The organism is Anaerobacillus sp. CMMVII (genome assembly GCF_025377685.1).
GTDB lineage: Bacteria > Bacillota > Bacilli > Bacillales > Anaerobacillaceae > Anaerobacillus.
Genome location: NZ_JACEHK010000015.1, coordinates 1 through 25,870 on the forward strand (window position 1 = coordinate 1; position 25,870 = coordinate 25,870).

At 34.9% G+C, this 25,870-nt stretch carries 26 protein-coding genes; 14 read left to right on the top strand and 12 right to left on the bottom strand.

Going from position 1 to position 25,870, the window contains the following annotated elements:
- The first annotated feature begins 864 nt into the window (after positions 1 to 864).
- Together H1D32_RS17255 and H1D32_RS17260 are read left to right on the top strand one after the other, a co-directional pair.
- Positions 865 to 1,059: a hypothetical protein gene (locus tag H1D32_RS17255; RefSeq protein WP_261179514.1), complete on the top strand. Its 195-nt coding sequence runs from the start codon at positions 865 to 867 to the stop codon at positions 1,057 to 1,059.
- 8 nt (positions 1,060 to 1,067) lie between these two features.
- Positions 1,068 to 1,217: a hypothetical protein gene (locus H1D32_RS17260; protein WP_261179515.1), complete on the top strand. Its 150-nt coding sequence runs from the start codon at positions 1,068 to 1,070 to the stop codon at positions 1,215 to 1,217.
- A gap of 437 nt (positions 1,218 to 1,654) precedes the next feature.
- Here the strand turns inward: H1D32_RS17260 and nspC are convergent, their stop codons facing one another.
- From nspC to hemY, 3 genes are all read right to left on the bottom strand, one after another.
- The gene (nspC, locus tag H1D32_RS17265; RefSeq protein ID WP_261179516.1) at positions 1,655 to 2,782 is read right to left on the bottom strand and encodes a carboxynorspermidine decarboxylase; all 1,128 of its coding nucleotides are present in this window, start codon (positions 2,780 to 2,782) and stop codon (positions 1,655 to 1,657) included.
- 1 nt (position 2,783) lies between these two features.
- On the bottom strand, positions 2,784 to 4,025 hold the full coding sequence (locus H1D32_RS17270) for a saccharopine dehydrogenase family protein (protein WP_261179517.1): 1,242 nt from the start codon (positions 4,023 to 4,025) through the stop codon (positions 2,784 to 2,786).
- A 687-nt stretch (positions 4,026 to 4,712) separates the two neighbouring features.
- Positions 4,713 to 6,119, bottom strand: a complete 1,407-nt coding sequence (hemY, locus tag H1D32_RS17275) for a protoporphyrinogen oxidase (RefSeq protein WP_261179518.1) — start codon at positions 6,117 to 6,119, stop codon at positions 4,713 to 4,715.
- Between the two features lie 449 nt (positions 6,120 to 6,568).
- Between hemY and H1D32_RS17280 the strand changes: the two genes are divergently transcribed.
- The 4 genes from H1D32_RS17280 (at position 6,569) to H1D32_RS17295 (ending at position 8,674) form a co-directional block, all read left to right on the top strand.
- On the top strand, positions 6,569 to 7,051 hold the full coding sequence (locus H1D32_RS17280) for a hypothetical protein (RefSeq protein WP_261179519.1): 483 nt from the start codon (positions 6,569 to 6,571) through the stop codon (positions 7,049 to 7,051).
- A complete protein-coding gene (locus H1D32_RS17285) occupies positions 7,035 to 7,550 on the top strand; it encodes a hypothetical protein (protein ID WP_261179520.1) in 516 nt (171 codons plus the stop codon). Before H1D32_RS17280 ends, H1D32_RS17285 begins: the two co-directional genes overlap by 17 nt.
- 31 nt (positions 7,551 to 7,581) lie before the next feature.
- Positions 7,582 to 7,917, top strand: a complete 336-nt coding sequence (locus H1D32_RS17290; protein WP_261179521.1) for a hypothetical protein — start codon at positions 7,582 to 7,584, stop codon at positions 7,915 to 7,917.
- A gap of 397 nt (positions 7,918 to 8,314) precedes the next feature.
- Positions 8,315 to 8,674 (top strand): hypothetical protein, encoded by a 360-nt coding sequence (locus tag H1D32_RS17295; protein WP_261179522.1) that lies wholly within the window; start codon positions 8,315 to 8,317, stop codon positions 8,672 to 8,674.
- Positions 8,675 to 8,763: 89 nt separating this feature from the next.
- Here the strand turns inward: H1D32_RS17295 and H1D32_RS17300 are convergent, their stop codons facing one another.
- From H1D32_RS17300 to H1D32_RS17340, 9 genes are all read right to left on the bottom strand, one after another.
- Complete coding sequence (locus H1D32_RS17300) at positions 8,764 to 9,378, bottom strand: hypothetical protein (RefSeq protein ID WP_261179523.1); 615 nt, start codon at positions 9,376 to 9,378, stop codon at positions 8,764 to 8,766.
- A gap of 324 nt (positions 9,379 to 9,702) precedes the next feature.
- On the bottom strand, positions 9,703 to 10,392 hold the full coding sequence (locus tag H1D32_RS17305) for a response regulator transcription factor (RefSeq protein WP_261179524.1): 690 nt from the start codon (positions 10,390 to 10,392) through the stop codon (positions 9,703 to 9,705).
- On the bottom strand, positions 10,389 to 11,849 hold the full coding sequence (locus tag H1D32_RS17310) for a sensor histidine kinase (protein ID WP_261179525.1): 1,461 nt from the start codon (positions 11,847 to 11,849) through the stop codon (positions 10,389 to 10,391). Before H1D32_RS17310 ends, H1D32_RS17305 begins: the two co-directional genes overlap by 4 nt.
- A 34-nt stretch (positions 11,850 to 11,883) precedes the next feature.
- Positions 11,884 to 12,378 (bottom strand): CcdC family protein, encoded by a 495-nt coding sequence (locus H1D32_RS17315; protein WP_396126231.1) that lies wholly within the window; start codon positions 12,376 to 12,378, stop codon positions 11,884 to 11,886.
- Between the two features lie 465 nt (positions 12,379 to 12,843).
- Positions 12,844 to 13,731, bottom strand: a complete 888-nt coding sequence (locus H1D32_RS17320) for a hypothetical protein (RefSeq protein ID WP_261179527.1) — start codon at positions 13,729 to 13,731, stop codon at positions 12,844 to 12,846.
- A gap of 78 nt (positions 13,732 to 13,809) precedes the next feature.
- Positions 13,810 to 14,217, bottom strand: a complete 408-nt coding sequence (locus H1D32_RS17325) for a hypothetical protein (RefSeq protein ID WP_261179528.1) — start codon at positions 14,215 to 14,217, stop codon at positions 13,810 to 13,812.
- A 464-nt stretch (positions 14,218 to 14,681) separates the two neighbouring features.
- A complete protein-coding gene (locus tag H1D32_RS17330) occupies positions 14,682 to 16,283 on the bottom strand; it encodes an extracellular solute-binding protein (RefSeq protein ID WP_261179529.1) in 1,602 nt (533 codons plus the stop codon).
- Between the two features lie 203 nt (positions 16,284 to 16,486).
- On the bottom strand, positions 16,487 to 17,368 hold the full coding sequence (locus tag H1D32_RS17335; protein ID WP_261179530.1) for a carbohydrate ABC transporter permease: 882 nt from the start codon (positions 17,366 to 17,368) through the stop codon (positions 16,487 to 16,489).
- A gap of 15 nt (positions 17,369 to 17,383) precedes the next feature.
- Positions 17,384 to 18,295, bottom strand: coding sequence for an ABC transporter permease (locus tag H1D32_RS17340; RefSeq protein ID WP_261179531.1), 912 nt, complete (start codon positions 18,293 to 18,295; stop codon positions 17,384 to 17,386).
- Between the two features lie 176 nt (positions 18,296 to 18,471).
- Here H1D32_RS17340 and H1D32_RS17345 point away from each other — a divergent pair, with 176 nt between their 5' ends.
- The 8 genes from H1D32_RS17345 to H1D32_RS17380 all read left to right on the top strand — a co-directional run bounded on the left by H1D32_RS17345 (position 18,472) and on the right by H1D32_RS17380 (position 25,868).
- Complete coding sequence (locus H1D32_RS17345; protein WP_261179532.1) at positions 18,472 to 19,512, top strand: response regulator transcription factor; 1,041 nt, start codon at positions 18,472 to 18,474, stop codon at positions 19,510 to 19,512.
- Positions 19,512 to 21,317 carry a cache domain-containing sensor histidine kinase gene (locus H1D32_RS17350; protein ID WP_261179533.1) on the top strand — a complete coding sequence of 602 codons (1,806 nt, stop codon included), beginning with the start codon at positions 19,512 to 19,514 and terminating at the stop codon, positions 21,315 to 21,317. The genes H1D32_RS17345 and H1D32_RS17350 overlap by 1 nt, the downstream gene beginning before the upstream one ends.
- Positions 21,318 to 21,434: 117 nt before the next feature.
- Positions 21,435 to 21,746, top strand: a complete 312-nt coding sequence (locus H1D32_RS17355) for a cupin domain-containing protein (protein ID WP_261179534.1) — start codon at positions 21,435 to 21,437, stop codon at positions 21,744 to 21,746.
- A gap of 167 nt (positions 21,747 to 21,913) precedes the next feature.
- Complete coding sequence (gene kduI, locus H1D32_RS17360) at positions 21,914 to 22,744, top strand: 5-dehydro-4-deoxy-D-glucuronate isomerase (protein ID WP_261179535.1); 831 nt, start codon at positions 21,914 to 21,916, stop codon at positions 22,742 to 22,744.
- Between the two features lie 88 nt (positions 22,745 to 22,832).
- Entirely contained in the window at positions 22,833 to 23,585 is a 753-nt protein-coding gene (gene kduD, locus H1D32_RS17365; protein WP_261179536.1) for a 2-dehydro-3-deoxy-D-gluconate 5-dehydrogenase KduD, read from the top strand.
- On the top strand, positions 23,582 to 24,223 hold the full coding sequence (locus tag H1D32_RS17370) for a bifunctional 4-hydroxy-2-oxoglutarate aldolase/2-dehydro-3-deoxy-phosphogluconate aldolase (RefSeq protein ID WP_261179537.1): 642 nt from the start codon (positions 23,582 to 23,584) through the stop codon (positions 24,221 to 24,223). Before kduD ends, H1D32_RS17370 begins: the two co-directional genes overlap by 4 nt.
- Positions 24,224 to 24,237: 14 nt before the next feature.
- Positions 24,238 to 24,867, top strand: a complete 630-nt coding sequence (locus tag H1D32_RS17375) for a YesL family protein (RefSeq protein WP_261179538.1) — start codon at positions 24,238 to 24,240, stop codon at positions 24,865 to 24,867.
- A gap of 47 nt (positions 24,868 to 24,914) precedes the next feature.
- The gene (locus H1D32_RS17380) at positions 24,915 to 25,868 is read left to right on the top strand and encodes a sugar kinase (protein ID WP_261179539.1); all 954 of its coding nucleotides are present in this window, start codon (positions 24,915 to 24,917) and stop codon (positions 25,866 to 25,868) included.
- Positions 25,869 to 25,870 lie beyond the last annotated feature (2 nt).

The following is a 25,870-nucleotide window of genomic DNA, read 5'->3' on the forward strand; positions in this document are numbered from 1 at the left end:
AGGATTATATCGAAGAGTCAAATGATTGAGTAACGTCTTGAAGGGCTCTCTCTTAGTCGAATAGCACTAAATTTAGTAAGAATGATAGTGTTATAAGCTCGGCAAGAAGGCGTGAGAATTTATCGTAACAGTTCGGCTGCCGAAAGCCTACCCGAGGGGGTGGTGTAAATCATGATGCTTGAGTTGAATGAATATGGTGAGAATGCTAAATAATCTACGAAAAAGGATTAAACTGACGAACTTCTGAATGTACGGGTCTAAACGCTTACTACATAGAAATGTGTATATCACCAAATTGTGAAGTTAGCAGTGGATAAGTAAGACTAGCTAATATGAAAGTCCATGATATGTTACAGGCATATAAACGGCTAACAGGCTTACAGGAAGCACCTAAGTTCATTCTATAATAGATATAATTCAAGAATTGTATTGCCGATAGTAAATTCAGTTGTTTACCTTTTTTATCGAAATACTATTAATGTAACTCCAGATTTTGATTATTTTTGGGGTAGTTTTACCCTCTTTATTATAATTGGTTGCTTTGGCGCAGTTATAAACTCATATACTAATGATAGATTTTATAAGAAGTTGTTAATTATAATCATTAGTTATTCAATTGTGAATATAGTTATTTTAATTGCAATTAATACACTGACTACAATTTTTGAAACAATGTTTTACTTAATTTCTATAATTTTTTATTGTGCTTTAATTATTTTATCTTTTTATCGCATGTTCAAAATTAACTAAAATCCTTCTTCAACTAAAGATAATCTTTACTAGAACAGCAGCAGTGACGGACGGTTTTGTTTATATATTGAGGATAGTTTTAAGGTGCAAAAATTAGGAGGGGAATTATTTGTTATGAATAAGGAAACTGTTGTTTTGTTCTTATTCTTATTATTAATAGGAATAGGAACAGGTTGTTCGCAAAAATTACCTTATGCAGTATCAGAGGAACAATATAAAATCTTTTATATTGCACCAGAAATTAAAGATGATAAATTCTGGGACTATTTTCAATGGGTTACAGAATTTCACCAAGATAATCAGAAGTAGGATTGCTTGTGTATGATTTACATTTAACGCAGCAAACATATCCATCACTAAATGCAAAAGAAGCACCATACTTTTATATATTAGACCAAAAGAGAATTCTTATCGAAACAACAGATTTTGACGAAATAAAGGAATTTTTAATAGAAAATATTGAATAGGTTATTGAACTAAAGTAGGCGTTTGTGCAGCAATAAGAATATTTAAAAAATGTCTCGCTTCAAATTGAACTGTCCATGTTATCTATATTATTAAATAGTCGTAAATCACAGCGCCAATTTAGTGACAATTGTATCTCAGTTTTAATGTAATTTATGATTTTGCGATAGGATACGGACCAGTTATCATTCGAATTTGTTTTTTATCGCACTTTTCTAAAAGATTGTTGCTAATAGCTTTTAGGTCGTAACCATGCGAATGCTTGGATCTTCACGCGTTACGTGAAGCTTTTAAATAAGCCAATGGGACAAAGGAATTTGTCCCATTGGCTTATTCATTCACAAAAGACGATCTAAAAGCAAGAAAGTTTAAGAAACAGCCTTTTTAATTTGAAAAGGAGAGCACATCTTTTGAGTGTGCTCTCCTTTCAAATATCAAATTAAGCTAGTCTCATTTTAAAGTCTTGATAGCCAAATTGGTGAACAATATAACAATCTCCATCTTTCGCTTTAACAGCAATTGATGGTAATGGCATCCCGTTAAACGTGGTGTTCTTTACCATTGAGTAGATCGCCATATCACCAAAAACTAATCGATCGCCAATTTGTAATGGTTGGTCAAAGGAAAAGTCTCCAATGACATCTCCAGCCATACATGTTGGTCCGCCAAGTCGATATGTAAATGGTTTCTCACCTGCTTCACCTGACCCAAAAAGAGGAGGGCGATACGGCATTTCAAGCACATCAGGCATATGACATGATGCAGAAGTATCTAAAATAGCAATCTCAATCCCATTTTGAAGCGTATCAAGTACTGTCGTAACAAGATAGCCTGCATTAAGAGCAACAGCTTCTCCGGGCTCAAGATAAACCTGTAAGTTGTATTTATCTTGCATTCGTTTAATACACTTCTCTAATAATGGGATATCATAATCTTCTCTTGTTATATGATGTCCGCCACCAAAATTAATCCATTCCATTTGCGATAGCCATGGTCCAAACTTTTCTTCAACCGCATCAAGTGTTTTTTCTAAGTCGTCTGAGTTCTGCTGACATAGAGTGTGGAAATGTAACCCCGAAACACCATTAAGCAAATCTGGTCGAAAGTTTTCAATGGTTACCCCGAATCTTGAACCAATTGAACAAGGGTCATAAATGTCATGTCCACCTTGTGTGGAGCATTCTGGGTTAATCCGAAGCCCTACTTTTTTCCCTGCTTGAAGTACTTTATCTTTAAACTTTTCTAATTGAGAGAAAGAATTAAAGATGATGTGATCGCAGATTGAAATGATTTCATCCATTTCCTCATCACGATAGGCCGGGGCAAAGACATGATTTTCTTTGCCCATTTCCTCGTGGCCAAGGCGAGCCTCGTATAGTCCGCTCGCGGTTGTGCCATTTAAGTATTTGCCAATGAGAGGGTACATGGCAAACATGGAAAATGCTTTTTGTGCCAAAATGATTTTACAACCTGTTCGTTCCATGACGCCATTTAGGACTTTAAGGTTTTTTTCTAGAAGAGCTTCATCTACTACATAACTCGGTGTTGGTAAATCTTCAAAGCGCATCTTAACGAACGAACTCCAAGTCTATTTTTTTCGCAGATTCTTCTGAATCTACTAGCACTGGATTAAAATCTTCTTTCCATGGTAGACCCCATTTGTTCAATGCATCCATGAATGGATCTGGATCGAATTCTTCGATATTGAATACGCCTGGTTTATTCCATAATCCCTTCATGATCATCATTGCACCAATCATTGCAGGAACACCTGTTGTGTAAGAAATGGCCTGTGAACCAACTTCACGGTAGCATTCTTGATGATCACAAACATTATATACATAATACGTTTTCTCTTTACCGTCTTTTTTTCCTTTAAAGATACATCCAATGTTGGTTTTACCCACAGTTCTTGGTCCTAGAGAAGCAGGATCAGGTAGAACAGCCTTCAAGAATTGAAGCGGAATGATTTGCTTACCTTCGTATTCAATCGGTTCAATCGAAGTCATTCCAACATTTTCAAGACACTTTAGGTGCGTCAGGTAACTTTGGCCAAACGTCATGAAGAAACGGATGCGCTTAACGCCTGGAATGTTTACAGCAAGAGATTCAAGTTCTTCATGGTACAACAAGTACATATCTTTTTCGCCAACTTCAGGGAAGTTGTATACACGTTTGATTTCCATTGGATTTGTTTCAACCCACTTACCATTTTCATAGTAACGACCATTTGCAGAAACCTCACGAATATTGATTTCAGGGTTAAAATTCGTTGCAAACGGATAGCCGTGATCGCCACCATTACAATCTAGAATATCGATATATTCAATTTCATCAAAGTGATGCTTAAGAGCATAAGCGGAAAATACTCCTGTAACACCTGGATCGAAGCCGCTACCTAAAAGTGCAGTAATTCCAGCTTTTTCAAAACGTTCGCGGTATTCCCATTGCCATTTATATTCAAATTTCGCCGTATCTTCTGGCTCGTAATTTGCCGTGTCTAAATAATGAGTTTTAGTTGCAAGACAAGCATCCATAATTGTTAAATCTTGATAAGGTAAAGCTAAGTTCATGACGATATCCGGTTTTACCTCTTCGATTAAAGCGATTAACTCGTCCACATTATTAGCGTCAACTTGTGCAGTTGTAATTTTCGTTTTACCACCATCTAATTTTGCTTTTAGATCATCACATTTTGATTTAGTACGACTAGCAATACAGATTTCTTCAAATACCTCGCTATTTTGTACGCATTTTTGGATGGCTACTGCTGCCACTCCACCACAACCAATAATAAGTGCTTTTCCCATACTTATCTCCCCTTACCAAATAGATTTTGAATAATTAAGTAGTACATAAGTCTAACTAATGGCATAACAACTTGTAAGTAAATCTTTTTAGGTATGAATTCTTAACATATCCTCTAAAAATTTTTTAAAACAAAAAAAGCAAGTGCAAACGCATAATTGCGCACAACACTTGCTTTCGATATCATTTCAAAATTAAAAAGCATCAATATAGTTATGAAAAAATCATAAGTATATGAACACACGAAAGTCCTAGACTTTTGCTTGGAGGCTCTTAAATATTCAAAATATATCATTACGAGATCAGAGTCTATATAGCAAATAAATACTTTTATCACTCTTATTGATCGTTTCACAAGTTGTGTGCATATGCACTGGTTGTAAAGTAACCAACTTATAAAATTTGAGCTTCTAACTCAATCAATAAGGCAACTAAGTTGCCAGTCGGCATTTGACCCGGCTGTCCGTATGGCCTTAACTTCTTTATGGAAGTGGTCAAAATCTGCTTGGAAATACATGATATATTGAATAGTTGTTTTCCAAAGAATGCATTATTAGATTAACACATATAATTGAGATTTCAATAGTTTAAATAAAAAAAATAAAAAAAATTAAGCTGGAAAAATAATCAACCTCTTTGTAGCTGTTATTAATTGACTTATAGATAGTAGTGAGTTTAGGGAATTCAGCCTATCCTAAGTACTCAAACACTTTTTTTACTGCAGTTTCTCCTTGGTCTATACAGTCTGGGATTCCAACACCTTCGTAAGAGCCTCCTGCTAGATATACACCCGGTAGTTCCGTTGCAAGAGAGTTCTTAACGTTGCTCATCCGTTCAATATGACCAACATTATATTGTGGCATTGATTTTTTCCATCTTGTTATAACATGAAATAGTGGTTTTTCATTTATGTTCATCGTTTTATTTAAATCTCGTAAGGCAATATTCATAATGTCCTCATCTGATAAGTCAACAATAGCTTGATCATTCGGTTTTCCAACATAACAACGCAATAAAGCCATATCATTTGGGGTAGTATCCGGCCACTTTTTATGTGTCCATGTGCAAGCTGTAATTCTAAAGTCGCTATTTCTCGATACTAAAAATCCAGTTCCATCAATATCCTTTTTGATCGCAGACTTAGGAAAAGCCATTGCGACGTTGGCAACTGAATAGGACAGCATATCATCAAAGGCATTCATGAAAGAATAGTCAGAAAGCATCCGTTGTGCATGGAAATGTTCTGTTGCAATCACAATACTGTCTGCTTCTTCTACGGTTCCATTTGATAATGTAAGCGTGTATTTATTTTGTACTCTCACAATTTTATCAATGGGTGCTTCCTTTACAGCAGTACCTTCATCTAAACGAGATACTAACTCCTCAACTAGAGTCTCAAGGCCTGATGATAAGGAAATGAACATCCCTTTTTTAGAAGGTTCTTTTTTAGCGGATTTTGGTGGTGCTGGCATCGCCTTTTTTAATCCTAGAACTAAGCTTCTATGTTTTTGCTCCATATGATAGAACATTGGAAACAACGACATTAAGCTTAGTCGATCAATATCGCCTGCATAAATGCCGGATAGTAATGGGTCGATTAAATTGTCAACGACTTCGTTACCTAATCTTCTCCTAAAGAACTCTCCAAGTGATTGATCATCCTTTTCTTCTCCTTTTGGTAAAATAAAGTCTCCAGCAGCTCTCAGTTTTCCTAACGGAGAAAAGAGGCCAGAAAGTGCAAACGGAGTAACCTGAGTAGGGATTCCCATGAATGATCCCTCAGGCATCGTATGGATTTTACCTCTAGCATAGATATAGGATTTACCAGCTGTATTCGAAACAATCTTATCTTCAAGACCAACTTCTTTTATTAATTTTAGTGCACTGGTCTTACGCGCAAGAATGGAATCCGGTCCTTTTTCAACGATAAAACCATCTTTTTTAACTGTGTTAATCATACCGCCAAAACGATTACTTGCTTCAAACAACTTCACTTCAAGGGGTAACCCTTTTTCCTTTATTTCCTTTTGTAAATAATAAGCTGCAGATAAACCTGTGATCCCGCCACCAATAATGACTACTTTCTTTTTCTCCATCTTCGTCACCTACTCTATAGAATGTTAGTACTAAAGCAAATTCAAAAAGATTGTTAAAGTTTTCACAAATGAAACGTTTTATTGAGGAGAAAGATTAGCCTTTCTCCTTATAGGACCATTTTATCTTATATCGTAAAAAAAAATCTAATAATTGAAAACTTGTTAGAAAAAGTTCACGAAACTTAGAACCTTCAACGAGCGGTCAACCTCTTATTCAAGACAGTTTGAAATGTAGTAGCTTAGTTTTGATTTTCTTAGTTAAATAAGTCAATTTCATCAATACCTTAATCCAGAGCTTTATCAAACTATAAAGTAGTTGCGAATGGTTTCTACGTAACTACATTTATAACTTAGTAGCGGAAATAACGAATGAAAAATGTTCTAAAACAAACATTAAGGATGGAATGAAAATCAAGAGAGGTTTAGGAATATAAGCAAGGAGGGGTCAAATGGCTTTACCATTCTCCATCACAATAATGTTGGTAATTTTCTATATTACATTTTTTATTATAAAAAAGCTTTCATTCTTACATAATTCAATTGTATTTATGCTAATGACGATCGTTTCAGCAAATTTTATGACAATCGCGACGTTGCAATTAAACCTTCTTAAAATATCCGAGGTTCCATGGTTATATTTGTACTTAATCATAGACAGAAGTATCTTGACTCCTCTACTAATCGTTATCTACTTAAATTTACGTTTGCAAATGGCAACAGGAAGTAAAAAAGTACTCGTTTTGATAACTACGATAGGAGTTATGCAAGGATTGGACGTTTTGATGAATTATTTTGGAGCTATTCAATTTATTGATTGGAATTTATTTTATTCTTTTCTAAAAAACGTTAGTTTTCTAATGATAGGTTTGGGAATTAGTAAGTTATTAGTAATCTTAGAAAGGAAAGGAGAAGCATATGACGGTTATTTATGAAAACTCCTTTAATTGGAATGAGTGGTTCGTAATAATTAGCTTAGTTGGATCTTCAATCCTTATATGGAGTACTCCTAAAATATTTCCGCTACTAGAAGGGATTGCTTATTACATTTTTGGAATAGCTTATGGAATGTTCTATGATCATACGATTAGTACAAAACCATGGGATTTCTATGATGTAAATGACAATTCATCTTATCAAATCATTGATTTCTTTAGCTACGTAATGTACGGGGCATATAGTTATTTTTTTTTATATTTGTATGAAAAATTAAAAATTAAGGGAATTTGGCATTTGTATTATGTACTTATATGGAGTTGTTTTTCATTACTGATGGAATGGATAGGGCTGAAAATTGGTTTGTTCCATTTTGATAAGGGGTATAAGATGTATTGGTCTTTTCCAATTTACATTATCGCACAAAGTATGCTAATCATTTTTTACCAAATAGTTAAGAGTAAATCCCTGAATAGTAAAATCAAAGAGAACATTTAATCTCAAGGAAACTAAAGTGGAGGTTTCTAATTTGAATAAAATATTGGCCATAATCTTGTTGTTTATTACTTTGTTAAGTGGTTGTTCATTAACTAACCAGCAAGATTATTATGTTTTAGTTGTCGAAGGTGAAGAAAATCTAATAAAAACATTTGAGAACTATATAAGTGTTAGAAAACCAGTCATTGAAATTGATTATTATAAAAGTGACAAGGTTGCCAAAAAGCAGTTTCCTGAGTATGAAATTGAAGGAACTCCGCTTGTATTTATATTTAAAATTAAAGAAGGTAAGAAGAAGCTATTATTAAGAACGAATAATATGCATGAGTCATATGCATTTCTCCGCTCTATAAAAGAAGATAAATAGCAGTATATTGTATTGGACAGGTCGTCAGAGATTGGTAAGAAGGAAGTTAAATAATGGGAAAATCCTTACGAACAGTGGTAGCAGATCGTAAGGATTTTTTATCTTTCAGTTGGTAGAAGGCTACAAACGCATAAAGTCGCTAAATTATTTTAGTCGAGCTTTATCAAACCAAATGTAGTTGCGGTTGGCTTCTACGCAAATACAATGGACCTCTTTTCTAAAAGGTTATTGTTATAAGCAATAATAAAACCTCCATGTATATATAGCTGAAATCTTTTTTTTAAATAGTAATTGACGATGGGGCTATGCGGTGATAGATTTGCAATAGATATGTGGATATTTTTGGAATTTAATAATATGTAGATAGTGTTAATGCATAATAAAAACAGGTGATCATATGCAAAAAGTTACAGTTAAATTAGCGATTGCAGCAGCGGTAACAGGCCTAATCCTTTTCGTACCTTTTGGAGATATTAAATGGCAATTTTATTCAGTTATTTTAATGGTTCATATTCTACTTGGAATTACGCTTGCTGTCTTCCTTGTTGGTATCGTAACAACCCATGTTCGGACAGAATTATTTAACCCATTTAGACAAGGGTATAAAAAATGGAACGGATTTAAATTATTTCTCTATCTATTTTTAGCTATTTTCTCCGGAATAGTGATGATGTTTTTTTCAATTCCTTGGCTTACCTATTTTCATGGATTTATTGGTTTATGGGCATTATTAGTCAGTTGGAAACATACAAAGTGATGCTATAAATAGGAGGAGACGGTCAAAATCTATCTAGTAGAATTCATAAAAAATAGGCTGTTGAGACTTTCTCAACAGCCTGAATCCTTCTAAGAAGGGTTCTTTTCATCTTCAATATCTTTATTAACTAACTCAATGTTTTTATTTATATAGGATATTACATGACGTTTATAAGCCGAGGTCTCTTTGCCTTCTGCATGGTAGGAGTAGCCCCAATCAATCTTGCTTCCATTCAAGGACCGATCCAAATCATGGATAATTCGGTGAGTGTATAATAATCCGTTAAGGTCTTTTTTTAGGTTGGCGATTTGAAGAATAGTTAGTGCGTTTTCTAAATCTATGTTCACTTTTTCCATAGAGCTAGATGTTGAACTTCGTGCTTGTTCCAACAAATTAAACGTGTCTAAATAAAATGTATGATACGTTGAACTTTCAAAGTCTACTTTTTGATCTCTGCCATACCCAAGTAAAGAGTTTAGTTTATGATGAGCTGAAGAAATTTCCCCTTTGTAATCTAACTCTTTTGAAGCAACAACTGGTGTTGCAGGTTCTTGATTAGCAGTTTCATTTATACTCACACTGACACTAGTATCCTCTTTAATGGTTTGGCCTTTAGGATCTTTATCAATGGTCAGTAAAACAAAAGCGATAAATGCAAATCCAAAAATTGAAAATATTATTGTACTGCGATTAATATTTTTCATCTAAAATCTCCTTTAATCCATTTCATAAATTATATGATCTAGGCAGTTAGTTTAGTTTTTGATTATATTCTCAATAGAATTCCTTTTGATGATAGTAAAGTATCTCTCTGAATTACTTCAATTTATTCTTAAAATCCAAAAAAAATTATAAAAGATAATTGTTTTTATTCCATTTTCTAAAATCTTTAGTAATATTTTCTATCTGAAAGGCTGTTATTCCTTCTTTTGAGGTCAAAACAACAACTGTTATACATTGAAACAATTAATTTTTAAACAGAAAAAAATCCCTACGCTAGTGTGTACTACCGCAAGGATTTTCATTTGCTATAATTTAAACCGATACCCAGCACCCCAAATGGTTTCAATCATTCTCGGATTGGAAGGTTCAAGCTCTACTTTTTCTCTTAGTTTTCGGATATGAACAGTTACTGTTGAGGTGTCTCCATAAGCGTCAAACCCCCAAATCTTTTCAAAAAGTTGCTCTTTACTGAAAACTCGATTAGGGTTCGTTGCAAGGAATACTAGTAAATCATATTCTTTGGCGGTCATGATCATTTCTTCTCCATGGGCATAAATACGATGATCCTCTTGATCAATCTTGATATGTCCAATGGTTACGGTCCTTGTCTCTTGCTGTTTTGTTCCTATCAGACGATCATACCGGGCAAGATGTGCCTTTACTCTTGCGACTAGTTCACTTGGGCTAAATGGTTTGACCATGTAATCATCGGCACCTAAACCGAGAGCGCGAATTTTATCAAAGTCTTCTTTTTTGGCAGAGACAATCATGATTGGCGTTTCCTTCACTTTTCGAAGTTTTCGACATATCTCAAATCCACTTTGCTTTGGCAGCATTAGATCTAAAATGATGAAGTCGTAATGCTCATTTAAAGCACGTTGCAAACCTTTTTCACCATCATCTTCTATTTCTACGATAAATTCTTCGATTTCCAGATAATCGCGCTGTAATTCGGCGATGCTTTGGTCGTCTTCAATAATTAATATTTTTTTCATAACGTATCACCGTTAGTTTCTAGTAATTTTAACGAAAACTTGATAGCAGTTCCCATCCCTTTTGTACTCTCAGCCCAAATAGAACCACCATGCGCTTCAATAATTTGTTTGGAGATAGCCAGACCAAGACCAGTTCCACCGGTTTTACTATTCCGAGACTTGTCTGCCCTATAAAAGCTTTCAAATACAGAAGGGAGATCGTCGCTATCAATGCCAGATCCGTTATCTTCAACCGTCACGAATAACAAATCTTCAGCCTTGTGTAAAGTGATCGTAATTTGTCCTGGATCTTTATCTATATACTTTATACTATTTTGAATAATATTGTTAAAAACACGCATTAACTTTTCAGGATCTGCTGTCACTAGAACCGAAGAGGCATATGGATTTTGAAACTTGATTTGCACTCCACTTTTCTCGAGACCATAAGATAAATCGTCAATACACTCCTGAATAAAATGAACGATGTTTAATTTTTCAAAGTGGAAAGAAGCACGGTTTAAGTCTAGAGTTGAGAATAAAAACAATTCATCGATGAGAGCATCTAATTCATTAGCTTTTCTATAGATCGTACTAACATATTTTTGTTGCTTCTCTTTTGTATTGGCAACGCCATCTCGTAGGCCCTCTACATAACCTTTAATGGAAGTAATTGGTGTCTTTAAGTCATGGGATATGTTAGAGATTAGTAATTTTCGATTTTCCTCGTATAGCTGCTGAACTTCAATCGAGTGTTTTAGCTTTTGCCGCATACTTTCAAAGTCTCTTGTAAGATGACCAATCTCATCTTTTCTTTTTTCTTCAATTTTAAAATCAAGGTTACCACTTTTAATATTCTCCGTCGCTTGTTGCAACGTTTTTAATGGCTTTACGATACTTCTTGAAACGAGATAGGAAAGTGTTCCGTTCGTAAGTACGATGATCACAATGAGTAAAACTAATAAAATAGGTAAATATTCTGCTGTAAATTGCTCTAGAGGACTTGTTTCCTTGATGAAAAAGATACTTGCCTCACGTTGATCTGGTAAATAAAAGTCATGCTGCTCAAATTTAAAGGCTTGTGAGCCGATGACAACAGAGTTATGAACATGATTAACAAATTGTCCAAAGGGAGTCAGGTAATTCTTAATTGGCAAGTCACTAAACAAGTTTGAGGAAAACGTAATATCATCATCAATTCTGATCAGTAAGGCTATATTTAGCTCTTCAAGTTCACGTGCCTTCTCAGATAAATAATTCTCATCATAAAAAGAGGTAGGGGTAGAAGTGGTCAATAATTTCAGTTCTGAAAATATGGTGTTTTTCTTTTCGATATTTTGTAATTGGTAACTAGAATTCATGACTCCGTCTGTTCCAGAAAAAGTAATAAACAGAAAAAAGAGTGCGACAGTAAATAAAATACAAGGAATCACGATCATTGCCATGAACGATAAATTAAGTCTTTTTTGAAGTGACATCAGGTCACCACCTATCTCCGTTTTTCAAATCTGCTCATCCTTTGGCAGCTAAAAATGTTGTTTCATCTGAATTTATTAGTCGTCTTTTTACTTTTTTAAAAGAGAAATACATCGCAATCCTCCAAGGAATAATCATACCATACGCAAGTAGAAAGAACATGCCGGCTAATACTTCAATTTTTATTGAGTCGCCAAAAGCAAATTTAACTATCAACCGTGTCACTAACAAACCGACTAAAATAAAGATAAACGCTTTTGAACGTTTTAAATAGATGAAATCTTTCTTGATCTCAAATGTTGACGTCTTAATTAAGAGTAGAGAAAAGAGGATACCAACCAAGAGTGTTGCGAAAACTTGTATTGGTTCAAGTCTAGTCGGTTCATAAAGAAACATTAATAAACCAGTAGACATAAATAGAGGAGGTAAAATAATCTTTTTAACTGTTGCTGGCTTTTGGATCGCTCTTAAACGAATAACAATTGCAAGAGATGCCATTACGATGGTGGCAAATATAAGGTTCATAATCATGCACCCTCCCTTGATTTTGTAAAAGGCTATTTTCGCAAAGTTTGTTGCTTAAATAAACACTAAGATATCACTACTAATTTAGTAAGCATTGCTCTTTTCTTACTTATTCTACTAGGTGAATTCTTCAACTAGGGGATTTTATTAATTATTTTAGGTTAAAAAACAACAAGTTTTTTTGTGCGACGAGTAACCGCAGGAGCAATGTTTAAGAAAGTTTGTTTTCGTAAAGTTTGTTGCTTTCGTAAAAATCCCAAAAGCCGGATTTTTACACAAATATACTAGAATTTCACTACTTATTTAGTAAGTAGTGCTCTTTTCTACTAAATTTATTAGGTGATATCTCCATATAAAGAATTTTTTTTCATTTTAGGTTAAGAAGCAAAAAGGTTTTAGAAAAGAGCCTTAAGAAAAGAGCCTTGTAAACACAAATAGGGGCAATTCATGCGCCCTATTTGTGTTTAATTATTAGTGATACTTATGGAACTGTTTTAATTCAATGGTTTCTAATTTCTTACCATCAAGGTTTAGTGGTGTAACACTTATCTCGTTGATGTTTTCGAAGTTAACATTGAACTGAATGGTGATTGTGTGTGATTGTCCTTCATGATCTTTTCCTGACATTTTTACGAAGGCTTGTTGACGTTTCAGCATTCCTGCTTCTGTTAATTGTACATCAAGCGTAACTTCATCAAAGGAAATCTCTGTCGTTAACGCTGGAAGTACTTGCTGGTAAGTACTCGGTAGAAATGGATAGTCGTCTGTATTTAATTCAATATTTGCATGATGCTCGAAACTCTTTTTGACCATAAATGTTCCCATCGCATGAATGACTGTAGGAATTTCTTCATTCGTGATATTAAAAGAGATCGAGTTGTCTGAACCCATTACAAAACTATCGTGAAGCGGGCTCGTTAAACTATCAACTACAAGCTCAGCAATTTTTAATAGTTCCTTGTTATGGTATTTCGCGTGTTTTTCCTTTACTTCGGCAGGATCTCTCTTGCTTTCAATCACGTAAGTCGTATCATCTTGACCATTTTCAATATAAGTAAGGTTTTTCTCGTTATTCATTATTAACTGTAATTTCTCTTCTAGTGTAGTTAGAGCAATATTTGTTAAACTACGTTGTTCTTCAAGGTTATATGCGTTTTGCATCGTAAGTTCTTGAAGTAACTCGCCATTATTGGAAATGCTCATATCAATACTGACAACACCACTTTTCATTTTATGAGTTTCAATAAACGCCTCTTTATACGCATCATAGCCTGAACTACTAGCTAATACGGTATAAAATCCAACCCCTAACAATAAACCAGTCAACACAACAGTTAAGGACAATAGTTTCTTTTTCATCGTGAACCTCCTCGATTTATATTGCTATCTTAAAATTTTGGACGAAATTCTTAGTATCCAAAAATAAACGACCATGATCTAGAATTGGTACCAGTGACTCATAAAGCCAAAAATTATAACAATTACACCGATATAGCTAAAACCTAAAATGGAAATACGTTGTAACAGGTTCAATCGTGAACTTTGATCACCTGTAAGGATGTATTGCTTCAATTGTTTCGAAAGAACTCCTAATAATCCACCGATGGCTAGTGTTAAAACAATGGCTACCCATGTACGGATCGAGCTAAAGAACGGATAAAGTGTAATTCCTGAAATTAATACAACTACTAAGCCAAGGTTTGTAATTCGAATGATATTTAACCAAATCACTGCAGATCCCAATTCAGTTTTCTTGCGTCTTTTTACTAATGAAACAAAAGGTAGGGGAATAAGTAGTAGAAATAAGAGTGCCAATACTCTATGTAGAAAATAAGCTGTTAGCATTTGGTAATGCCTCCTTGATCATTTGATACTTATAATGTACCTAGTAAATATAAACAGGTACTTAACGAAGTCTTAAATAATTCTTAAATTTGTTTCCTTGTTCTCTGATTTGCTTAAAGATATCTAGATTAAAAACAAGATGGGAAATCGGCACAGCCTTAAAGCAATATCTAAATCGATCTGCTTGAGAGAGGTAGCAATAAAAAAAGCGCCTGCATCATTTTGATACAGGCACTCCTAAATAGTCTGCTAGTTTAGTGGAATAACGATCTTGGAACCTATGGTCAGTTCATAAGGATCTTCATTTGGATTCGCTTCTTGTAAGTCTTCTACACTTACCCATCATAGACATTTGCAATTTCATAAAAAGAACAGAATGCAAAGGGACTAAAATGGTAAACTATAAACCAAAAATGAAGTGCGAATTAGTAGCTAATTCGCACTTCAAATGTTTTTATTAATGACTAGTTTGGCTTCTGAACACCGTTGTTTTCGTTATATCGTTTCGTTGATTCTTCGATTGCTTGGCGTCCGCCTTTGTTTAACCATTCTTCAACAATTTTGTCATGATACTCGATTGGCTCTTGACCAAGGATAATTCTTGCAGCACCACTCATCCAAACACTTGATGGAATATCACTACCTGGACGGATATCTGGGTTACTTTGTAATGCTTCAATTGGTGGATCATAATGAATGCTATCGCGACCTTCATTTGCTAAGATATCATCGAAGATCCTAATTAGTTCTTGCCCATCTTCAGTTAGCTCAAGAATTCCTTTTGTATACGTCGCATCTTTCACTAACCATAACCAGTAAGAGCGGTAACGTTGTTCATTAAGGCCATTAGAATCTTCTGGAATTTCATAATTAACATTTCCATTAGCATCTAAAGTATAAGTTTCTCCTTCAACACCGTATGTGAAAAACATTTCTGCTTCATCTGATACTTGCCAATCAAAATATTGAATTAAACGTTCAACATCAACCTTTGTTTTTGAATTAATTAAGAAAGAGCGAATAACGCTGTTATATAAGTAGTGACCACCGTGGCCATCTGGACCAACAGGTGAAGGAATAATAGCTACTCTAGCTTCTGGTACGTTTTGTTGAATTTCAGATTCCCATGCTAGAACTTCTTCAGCGTTCATTGACCACATACCAGCTTTACCAGCAATAATATTACTTCTGTATTCAGGTTGTGGGGTTGTTAAAAACTCTTGGTGAATTAAACCTTCTTGGTAAAGGACTCTATGGTATTCAAGAGCATCTTTAATTTTATCGCCAGCCATAAATTTAGGAACAACTTCTCCGTTATAATATTCCCATTGGTAAGGGAAGGCATCGAAGGCGCCAAAGAATGTATCCGCGTATTTGAAACTTTCACGACCTTGGAATGGATTTTCAACACCTAATTGTTTAAAAGCACGTAATACATCTAAATACTCATCGGTCGTTTTTGGAATACCTAATCCAGTTTGTTCAAGAAGATCCATTCGAATTGCTGTACCACGACGTGATCTGTTTGCTAGATAATCAGGAATAGCATAAATTTTTCCGTCGTAGGTTACTTGATCCCATGCTTCTTGAGGGATTACTTTAAGTAAGTTTTGCCCATGTTCTTTTAATAAGTCATCTAAAGGCATAAACACACCGGCTTCAACAGCACCTGCTAATTCTGGTCCTAATACACCGCCCGACGCTTGCACAACATCTGGAATATCTCCTGACGCTAGCATTAAGGTCATTCTTTCGACATATTCACGATGGGGGATTAGTCGGATCGTCATATCAGTATTTGTCATTTCTTCTAAACTCTTCACCCATTTGTCTTCATTAATATCTGGGTGACTTTCAACATACGCTGTTGCAAGTGTTCTCATCGAGATAGAGAACTTTAATGGATCTAATTTTACCTCTTCGTTATCCTTTGGATCTGTTTCTGTAGTATTTTCATTTTGGTTGTTCTCTGGCGTAGGTTGTGTCGTTTCCTTAGTGGAACAGGCTGCTAAGAGTAATGCTAAAATGAATATTAATGCTGTAATACCTAAATGTTTTCTGTTCATTAGTTGGCCTCCTTGGTATTTTGAATATTAAGAAAAATGAAAGTGCTTACATTTATTAAATTAACAGTCAAATTGAACTTTTAAAATTGTCTGTTTTTAGATTGGATTGTTCTTTTTTTAGTTTTAAATAAAAATCAATTCAATTTTCATAGATTATAACAGTTTTTATAGAGAAAATGTTTATTTTCAAGACAAACATATTACTAGTCTTTCATACTTCCTAACAAGAAGCCTTTGATGAAAAAGCGTTGCAAAAATGGATAAACCATTAAAATAGGGATGGTTGCGACAATGATTGTTGCCATTTTTATTCCTTCTGGGGACGTTGATAACATTGTGGTAAAAACGTCAGATGTTGGGTCAGCAACTAAAGAGTCATCAACGATCATTTCTCTTAGCTTTACTTGTAAAGGATATAATCTTCTATTTTCAATATACATTAAGGCATTGAAATAGGTATTCCAATGAAAAACGGCATAAAAAATTCCTAAAGTAGCAAGAGCTGGTTTCGACAAAGGTAAAACAATTTGAAATAAAATTCGTAGTTCTCCACAGCCGTCAATTCTGCTAGAGTCGATTAACTCTTGCGGAATATTTAAAAAGAATGACCTCATTACGAAAAAGTTAAAAGCACTAATCGCAGTAGGGATGATTAAAGCCGATAATGAATTTAACATGCCGAGCTTTTGAACTAGTAAATACGTAGGAATTAACGGTGCTGAGAAAATCATCGTAAAGAGAACCATAAATAATAGAAATTTTCTCCCTATAAACTCTTGTCTTGAGAGTGGATATGCTAAAGTTGCGGTAGCAATAAGGTTAAAGATCGTTCCAACGATCGTAATGAAAACAGTAACCCCAAACGCTCTCCAGATACTCATATCCTGAAAAACATAATTGTAATTAGCAAAAGTTAATTCTACTGGCCAAAAAATGACTTCACCGCGGTCAATAGCACCTGAACTACTAAACGATTGTGCTAGGACGTGTAGAAATGGGAGTAACATGATCAATGAAAAAATAATGAGTATTCCTAAGTTAATTTTTAAAAATGCTTTCCTGGAAGGACTTTCTTTTAAAGGCATGCTCGTTTCTCCTTTCTAATATAAACTGTTACCTGTCGCTCTTCGGCTTAGCCAGTTTGCACCAACTAAAAGTACCAAACCTACGATAGATTTAAATATGCCAATGGCAGTTGTATAACTAAATTGATTTTGTAATAAACCAACTTGATAAATATACGTATCGAAAATCTCACCATTTACCCGATTGAGTGGATTTAGAAATACATAGACTCTTTCAAAACCAAAGTCTAAGAAATTACCAATTTGCAGTAAAAATAAGATTGTGATTGTTGGTAATAAACACGGAAGAGTAATGTTCCACATTTTTTGCCAATGATTAGCTCCGTCAACATCGGCCGCTTCATATAAAGCAGGATTAATTCCAGCTAGTGCTGCAAGGTAAATAATCGTTCCCCAGCCTGTATCTCTCCAAATTCCAGAACCAACTATAATTGACCGGATATAACTATCGTCACCGAGGAAATAAATAGGTTCATACCCTAAAGATTGAATAAAATTATTAATAAGACCTGAAGAAGGTGATAATACGCCAATAAATATCCCACTTATAATGACCCAAGACAAAAAGTGGGGCATATAAACAATGGTTTGAATGAGCCGCTTGGCAACAACCTTACGTACTTCATTCAGCATTAGAGCTAAGACAATCGGTGCTGTAAAAGCAAAAAGAATATCATAGAGATTAATTAGTAGAGTATTTTTTAAAATTCTAATGAATTCTGGATAACTAAACATTTTTTCGAAATGGGCTAGACCAACCCAGGAACTACCTGTTACCCCATGGAATATATTATAGTTTTGAAAGGCAATGACGGACCCCATTAAGGGAACATATTTAAAGAGAATAAAATATGCAATCCCTGGTAGGGCAATTAAATATAGCGCTTTGAACTTCCACATCGTTCGTAAATTTTGCTTTAGCATCATTTTTGCTTCCTCCTTGTAATAATGTAGCTTAATCATATGTTGTGAAAGGGCTTACAACAATAGAGTAGGTTTTGTAGTATTTGTGTTTTTTTTAGTATCAATTTTTAAAATATGTCAATTTTCCGAAAATTTATGTATAATAAAAAAAACTGAAAGCGCTTCAAAGGGGTGTCGACATGAGAATTCTAGTTGTTGAGGATGAACCATTAATCAGAAGAGGTTTAGTTAGACTATTAAGTCAAATTGAAGTAGAGGGACTTGAGAAATTAGTAATAACTGACGTAGAAAGTGCAGAGGAAGCGGATCAACATTTACAAGAGCATGAGTACGACATCATTTTCACCGACATTGAGATGGGGGAGATAAATGGGCTTTCTTTAATAGAAAAATGGCAGAAACCAAAATTAAAAACACAATGGGTGATTGTATCTGGTTATGATAAATTTGAATTTGCTCAAAAGGCCATTACATTTGGTGTAAAAGAATATCTATTAAAACCAGTAACCAAAAAGAAACTTACCGATACACTACTAAACTGTCTTCAAAATGTAAGTAATAGTCAAAAAGATTTTATAGGTGCTGATAAAATTGAGCAGGTTATAAACAAATTTGAGCAAGCAATTTGGGAGATTAACCAAGGTTTGTTAAAAGAAGAGTTTAATCAATGGGAGGAAATGATTGAAGATAAATCGATTTCCCTCGATTATTATTGTGAGTTGCTATCTCATATGTTAGAAGTTCTTTTCCACCGCTTAAAAAATAGAGGAAGCCAGATTACTCAAGCTGTTCAATGGGACATTTCTAAGGAAACAATGGCTTTAGCAAATAAACAATTTCTTGAGAAGTGTCATGAAATGATAAAAATTATCGAGCAAAATCGAAAAGGTAACGAAGTAGATCCAATCGAAGTCGCAAAAGATTATATAAATAAGCATATTGCTCAAGAAGTAAGTTTAGATGAGGTCGCTAATAGGCTTGGCTTAAATTCATCCTACTTTAGTCAATTGTTCAAAAAAGAAACAGGTGAAACATTTGTGAAATATCGAATTCGACTAAGAATGGAGTTTGCTAAAAATTTACTGCTTAAAAAGGATATAAGAGTAATTGATATTCCAAGCTTAATAGGCTTAAATGACCATCCACATTTTACAAAGACATTTAAAAAATATACGGGTATTACACCTTCGGAATTTAGGGCAAAAATGGGGATCGATTAATGCGGAAATTTATTTATAAATTAAACATCATGCAGCAACTTTTGCTTTATTTTTCTATTGTTATCTTTGTGGCTATAGCCCTTGTCACATGGCTAATCTATTATCAAGCTGAAAATGAAATGAAAGATCAAGCGAAAAAACATTTGGAATATATCGTTGAAAATACTAGCTATCAAACCGATCGCTATATCCGAGATTTAGAACTAGCTACCTTGCCTCTTCTTACCGATGTAAACATAAAATATTTTCTAGATTTACATACAAATCAATCATTAGCTTCTTATAACCTTTACACTGAAATTAAAAAGAAAATGTCACATTTGTCGATACAACATCCTGATATCAACTTAATTTATTTAATAGGGGAGAACGGGAGATATGTTCTTTCTGAGGATAGAATCTTTGAGGGAAGTGAGTCTATACCTTCGAAAAGTGTTTATGATAGACTTCTAGAAACAACCTCGGAAAGTGGGAGTATCAGTATACTAATGAGCCCGGGCTTGCACAACCATCAACACGTCGTGACGATCAAACGTAGAGTTAGAGGGCTAACCTCATTTATTCCTAAAGGGATCTTGGGTCTTGAGATCAATGCTTCTTCATTAGACAAGCTTTGGAATATCGCCCAATTACCTAATGGGACTACTTTTGGGATTGTAGATTCTAATGGTTCGATTGTTTATAGTCTTGATGAAAGTTGGTTAGGTAAACCTTTGCCAGAAAATATATGGGACAAATTCCGCGGGCATAAAAAAGGGACATTTACTACTGAATGGGAAAAAGAAGAGACGATTTTTTATTACACACATTCCACGGAAACTGATTGGACCTTAGTAGCAATGACACCTGAGAAGATAGTGTTGGAGCCTGTTTCAGGTATGAAAAGAAATGCAATTTTTGCAGCGACCGTTGCCTTATTATTTGCGCTTATTATATCAATATTTTTTACGAGAAGCATTGTTATTCCGTTAAGAAGAGTGCAAACCGGCATGAAGAAGATGGAACAGGGAGAATGGGAAAGAATTAAAGCATTACATGGGGAAGATGAAATTAGTAGTGTTGTTAAGAGTTATAACAAAATGGTCGAAAGAGTATCTAATTTAATCGAAGACCTCTACAAGTCGCAATTGAAAAATAAAACTGTTCAAATCGAAAAACAGAGAATTGAGCTTCAAGCACTTCAATCGCAAATAAATCCACACTTTCTCCATAATACGTTGGAAACAATGAATGCTTATGCCATTCTAAATGAAGCTGACGAGATCTCAGAGATGACAGAAGCCCTTTCGCAAATGTTTCGTTATTCGGTACGTAATTTTGAAGTGGTTACACTAGAAGATGAACTTAAGCACATAAGAAATTTTCTTATTGTTCAAGAACATCGCTTTCAAAGAAAAATTGACGTTGTATTTGATATATCACATGATTTGTATAAAGAAGACGTTGTTAAATTATCTTTGCAGCCACTTGTTGAAAATGCCATTCATCACGGCTTAAGAAAAAAACGTTATGAAGGAAAAATCATCATTAATGCTGAGCTAGGAGAACTACAATTAATTGTAAAAGTAATTGATGATGGTTCAGGAATATCTGTTGAGCGTTTAGCAGAAATTAACGCAAATTTGTCTTCAAGTAGTGAAGAAAGTACAGATCTAAAAATGGGAATTGGCGTAAGTAATGTCCATAGAAGAATCCAATTAATATTTGGAAAACAGTATGGATTAAGGGTACATTCTGAAGAAGGAAACGGAACAACTGTGGAAATGAATCTTCCTAGGAATGTCTTGATTGAAAAAATAAGTTAAATAGTGAATTTAACTAAACTAAAAATAAACAAACTGCGTATAAAAAAGCACCAATCATATCCTCCTTTTTCTTTGATACTATGAAAATAGAATGTTAAAGAGAAAGGAGTTTTAATATTGATTGGACAATGGGAACAAGCAGAGCCAGGTGTAAAAAGGAAAGTATTCTCTCCTGGAGAACAATTAATGATGATGGAAGTTCATTTTGAAAAAGGTGCAGAAGGTTATGAACATAGTCATCCACATGAGCAGTTAACATACTGTAAAGAAGGTCGTTTCCAATTTACAATTGACGGAGTAAAACACATCATTAAAGCCGGTGAAACTTTAGTTATTCCTAGTAATAAAAAACATGGAGCGATTGCGTTAGAAGCGGGAGTCCTAATTGATACTTTCACACCATTACGTGAGGATTTACTAAAGCGATAGAGTATATATGTGCAAAAGCAAAGTTGATTTAATCATCAACTTTGTTTTTTTTACTCTATTCCACTTGAATCTAAAAAAAAACAACTGCAAAACAAAGAATGCCAATAGTTTGAATTTTTGTGTTGATGCTAAACTATTCCTGTGAAGTTTGATAAGGGAGGTTTAAAATGGAAAATCGTTATGCAACCAATCCACAAGAAGCAAAGAGCTATACTACAGAAAAGTTAAGAGATGAATATTTAATTCAACAACTATTCGTCAAAGACGAGTTGAGACTTACTTACTCTCACGAAGATCGAGTCGTTATTGGTGGAGCTTTTCCAATAAAAGGAGCTATTAAACTAGCTGCAGGTGACTTTTTAAAGACAGATTACTTCTTAGAAAGAAGAGAAATTGGAATTATTAATATTGGTGGTCATGGAGTAGTTAAGGTATCAGGAGAAGCTTACGAACTCTCAAATAAGGATGGTCTTTATGTTGGGAAAGGAATAGAGGAAGTGACATTTGAGTCGATAGATCCTTCGCTTCCGGCTAAATTTTATCTCGTGTCTACACTAGCCCATACGAACTACCCAACAGAAAAGATCAGTATTGAGCAAGCGGAACCCGTTCGTTTAGGTGATGATAGTCAATCTAATAAAAGAACGATCTACAAGTACATTCATGCAGATGGAGCAAAAAGCTGTCAATTAATGTTGGGTATGACATTGTTAGAGCCAAACAATATGTGGAATACAATGCCAGCGCATATTCATGATCGAAGAATGGAAGTCTACCTATATTTTGACTTGGGTGAGGACAATCGAGTGTTTCATTTTATGGGCCAACCACATGAAACAAGGCATCTTGTCGTAAGCAATGAGCAAGCTGTTATTTCACCTAGCTGGTCAATCCACTCAGGGGTAGGGACAGGAAATTATACATTTATTTGGGCTATGGCAGGAGAAAACTATACGTTTACTGATATGGAGTTTATTGAGATGAAAGACTTGAAGTAGTTTTGAGTTTTGAGTTTTGAGTTTTGAGTTTTGAGTTTTGAGTTTTGAGTCGCATGTGAGATGTTCACAATCTTTAAGGAGGAAGACTATGTCTAATTTGTTTTCTTTAGAAGGAAGAACGGCACTAGTTACTGGAGCGGGACGGGGAATTGGTCAGGCAATAGCAATTGCATTTGCAGAGGCGGGAGCAGATCTTGTGTTAGTTGGTTCTTCTCCTATGGAAGAAACGGAAAAAAGGATTGCTGAGCTGGGAAGAACCTCGACTTCTTATCTTGTCGATTTATTAGATGTACCAAATATCACTCAAAGTTTTCAAAAGATTGTCTCTGAAAATACAATTGATATTGTTTTAAACAATGCAGGTATTATCCGCCGAGAGCCAGCAATAGAACATACTCTTGAAAATTGGCAGTCGGTTATTGATATTAATTTAAGTGCTGTATTTATAGTTTCACAACAAGTTGCAAAACAAATGCTAGAACGTGGGTCTGGAAAGATTATTAATATCGCATCGCTTCTTTCATTTCAGGGGGGAATCACTGTTCCAGGTTATGCTGCAAGCAAACATGGTGTTGCTGGAATTACAAAAGCTTTTGCTAATGAATGGGCAAACAAAGGTGTGCAAATAAATGCGATAGCACCTGGATATATCTCAACAGCAAATACAGCAGCGCTAAGGGAAGATGAAGCGAGAAGTACCGCAATTTTAGAGAGAATCCCTGCAGGTCGTTGGGGGCAAGTCAGTGATTTAGTAGGTGCTGCAGTATTTCTAGCATCAACCGCCTCGGATTATGTCAATGGACACGTGTTAGTCGTGGATGGTGGTTGGATGTCGCGATGATAAAGCAAGCAGTTCTAAGAGAATTTGAGGCACTCGGTGTTATAGCTGTTTTACGAAAAGTTCCTTACGATCATTTTCTTCCTTTAGCTGAAACTTTAGTTAAAGCTGGTATTCATTTGTTAGAGATTACAGTGGATTCAGATCAGGGAATAAAAATGATTGAAGATGCAGTAAAACATTTTAAGGAAGAGGCTGTTATTGGGGCAGGAACCGTTGTCAGTGGTATAGCTACACGAGAGGTTATTCGAGCAGGTGCAAGCTTTGTATTTAGTCCAATTTTTTCGAAGGAAGTGGTTGAAGTAGCGAGAGACCATAAAACTCTTGTTGCACCTGGGGTAATGACACCTACCGAAATTTATCATGCTATTGAAGCTGGTGCCGATGCAGTGAAAATTTTCCCTGCTGCAACACTTGGACCTTCTTTTATCAAGGATGTTCAAGGTCCACTAGGTAAAATCCCGATAATCACAACGGGAGGGGTTTCAGTCGACAACGCATGTGAGTATATTCGTGCCGGAGCCATTGCAGTTGGAGTAGGTGGTTCACTAGTTGATTTAGCCGCAATGCATGAGAAGAAATATGATGTTATTTACGATAGGGCTATTCGAATCGTAGAAAAGGTTCAATCTTCAAAGTGAGTGGAGGTGTTCATGTGGTAGATGGAATGATGAGCCGTTTTACACAAATAAGTGAGTGGATTTACTTTTTGTTTATTGTTCAGTTGTGTTGGTTATTAGGGGTTGCCATTGGTCTTGGTGTTTTAGGGATTAGCCCTGCAACGTACGCTGTTTTTGAAGTGATAAGAAAGCGTTTACAAGGTGAAGAAAATAATGTAGGAAAGCGCTTTTGGCAACATTACCGAAAATATTTGAAAAAACAGTGGTTTAGCTTTTTATGGATTATTACCGGTCTATTTTTGTATTATGATGTTCGACTTCTATTTAGTTATGACCACTTACTAACCGTAATTTTAGGGGCTTTATTTGTTAGTTTACTAATTTTGTATTTATTATGCTCAATGGTTATTATCCCTATTTTTACTCACTTCGAAATGAAGTGGCCTGATCGCATCCGTTTAGCTTTAACTGTTGTGGTTACCCAGCCGCATATATCTTTAGGGTTGTGTTTAAGTACTTTAGGATTGTATTTGATTTTGATTTACATTCCAATCATCTATTTTTTGATTGGTATTAGTGTCACAGCTTTACTATATACCAAATTATCACTATTTGCATTCAAGAGAATAGAGGAAAAAGGTTTTGTGAGAATGAGTTTAACCTAACAAGTAATTTGAATAAATAAATTGAAAGTAACTAAGGAGATTTGACAATGGATCTGATTACTATTGGAGAAACTATGGTCTGTTTCTCATCTCGGCAAATGGGTCAGCTAGAAGCTTTTCCAGACTTAAGTAAATCAATTGGTGGTGCTGAGACTAATACAGCAATAGGCTTAGCGAGGTTAGGTAAAGAGGTAGGGTGGATTAGCAAATTGGGCGATGATCCATTCGGAAATCAAATTTTGAAAACAGTCCGTGGAGAAGGTGTTGATGTATCCCAAGTACAACTTTCTACCGAATCTCCTACTGGAATCATGTTTAAAGAGATTTTAAGTAAAGAACAGGTTCATGTTTATTATTACCGCCGAAATTCTGCAGCCTCTACATTAACAATTAAAGAAATTCCATTTCAATATATAAAAAAAGCGAAACGGATCCATCTAACAGGGATCACGCCAGCTTTAGGGGAAACCTCTTTAAAGACTGTTCTAGAGGTAATGAAGTTTTGTAAGCAAGAAGGCATAGTAATTAGTTTTGATATCAACATGCGTTTGAAGTTGTGGTCAGAAGTAGATGCTAGATTAGCATTTACAAAGCTATATCAATATATAGATATCTTATTCTTATCTGAAGATGAGGCGAAAATATGCGCTAATAGCCGAGATATCTCTGCCTCGATAACTGCATTAAAAAAGAAGTTACCTGAAAAAACAATGTTGGTTGTAAAAAAAGGTGAAAGAGGAGCATCAGCGCTTTGCGGAAATAAAACTTATAACTCCAAAGCTTTAAAAAATGTTTTTGTAGTTGATACTGTAGGGGCTGGAGATGCTTTTAATGCTGGATTTTTATACGGTCAAATGGAAGGTCTCTCAATAGAAGAAAGTCTGACGATTGGTAATTGGTGTGGTGCGAGTGTGGTAGCACAGTTAGGTGACTATCACGGGGCACCTAGTATTAAAGAATTGAATGCTTACCAAAATAATGATAAAACGATCGAAAGGTGAGA

Bases quoted from the DNA above. Each gene is read 5' to 3' on its own strand.
- H1D32_RS17330 (WP_261179529.1), bottom strand. From the start codon at position 16,283: ATGAACAGAAAACATTTAGGTATTACAGCATTAATATTCATTTTAGCA.
- H1D32_RS17295 (WP_261179522.1), top strand. From the start codon at position 8,315: ATGCAAAAAGTTACAGTTAAATTAGCGATTGCAGCAGCGGTAACAGGC.
- H1D32_RS17315 (WP_396126231.1), bottom strand. From the start codon at position 12,378: ATGATTATGAACCTTATATTTGCCACCATCGTAATGGCATCTCTTGCA.
- H1D32_RS17270 (WP_261179517.1), bottom strand. From the start codon at position 4,025: ATGGGAAAAGCACTTATTATTGGTTGTGGTGGAGTGGCAGCAGTAGCC.
- H1D32_RS17305 (WP_261179524.1), bottom strand. From the start codon at position 10,392: ATGAAAAAAATATTAATTATTGAAGACGACCAAAGCATCGCCGAATTA.
- H1D32_RS17285 (WP_261179520.1), top strand. From the start codon at position 7,035: ATGACGGTTATTTATGAAAACTCCTTTAATTGGAATGAGTGGTTCGTA.
- H1D32_RS17350 (WP_261179533.1), top strand. From the start codon at position 19,512: ATGCGGAAATTTATTTATAAATTAAACATCATGCAGCAACTTTTGCTT.
- H1D32_RS17325 (WP_261179528.1), bottom strand. From the start codon at position 14,217: ATGCTAACAGCTTATTTTCTACATAGAGTATTGGCACTCTTATTTCTA.
- H1D32_RS17320 (WP_261179527.1), bottom strand. From the start codon at position 13,731: ATGAAAAAGAAACTATTGTCCTTAACTGTTGTGTTGACTGGTTTATTG.
- H1D32_RS17335 (WP_261179530.1), bottom strand. From the start codon at position 17,368: ATGCCTTTAAAAGAAAGTCCTTCCAGGAAAGCATTTTTAAAAATTAAC.
- H1D32_RS17300 (WP_261179523.1), bottom strand. From the start codon at position 9,378: ATGAAAAATATTAATCGCAGTACAATAATATTTTCAATTTTTGGATTT.
- kduD (WP_261179536.1), top strand. From the start codon at position 22,833: ATGTCTAATTTGTTTTCTTTAGAAGGAAGAACGGCACTAGTTACTGGA.
- hemY (WP_261179518.1), bottom strand. From the start codon at position 6,119: ATGGAGAAAAAGAAAGTAGTCATTATTGGTGGCGGGATCACAGGTTTA.
- kduI (WP_261179535.1), top strand. From the start codon at position 21,914: ATGGAAAATCGTTATGCAACCAATCCACAAGAAGCAAAGAGCTATACT.
- H1D32_RS17370 (WP_261179537.1), top strand. From the start codon at position 23,582: ATGATAAAGCAAGCAGTTCTAAGAGAATTTGAGGCACTCGGTGTTATA.
- nspC (WP_261179516.1), bottom strand. From the start codon at position 2,782: ATGCGCTTTGAAGATTTACCAACACCGAGTTATGTAGTAGATGAAGCT.
- H1D32_RS17380 (WP_261179539.1), top strand. From the start codon at position 24,915: ATGGATCTGATTACTATTGGAGAAACTATGGTCTGTTTCTCATCTCGG.
- H1D32_RS17280 (WP_261179519.1), top strand. From the start codon at position 6,569: ATGGCTTTACCATTCTCCATCACAATAATGTTGGTAATTTTCTATATT.
- H1D32_RS17340 (WP_261179531.1), bottom strand. From the start codon at position 18,295: ATGATGCTAAAGCAAAATTTACGAACGATGTGGAAGTTCAAAGCGCTA.
- H1D32_RS17255 (WP_261179514.1), top strand. From the start codon at position 865: ATGAATAAGGAAACTGTTGTTTTGTTCTTATTCTTATTATTAATAGGA.
- H1D32_RS17345 (WP_261179532.1), top strand. From the start codon at position 18,472: ATGAGAATTCTAGTTGTTGAGGATGAACCATTAATCAGAAGAGGTTTA.
- H1D32_RS17310 (WP_261179525.1), bottom strand. From the start codon at position 11,849: ATGTCACTTCAAAAAAGACTTAATTTATCGTTCATGGCAATGATCGTG.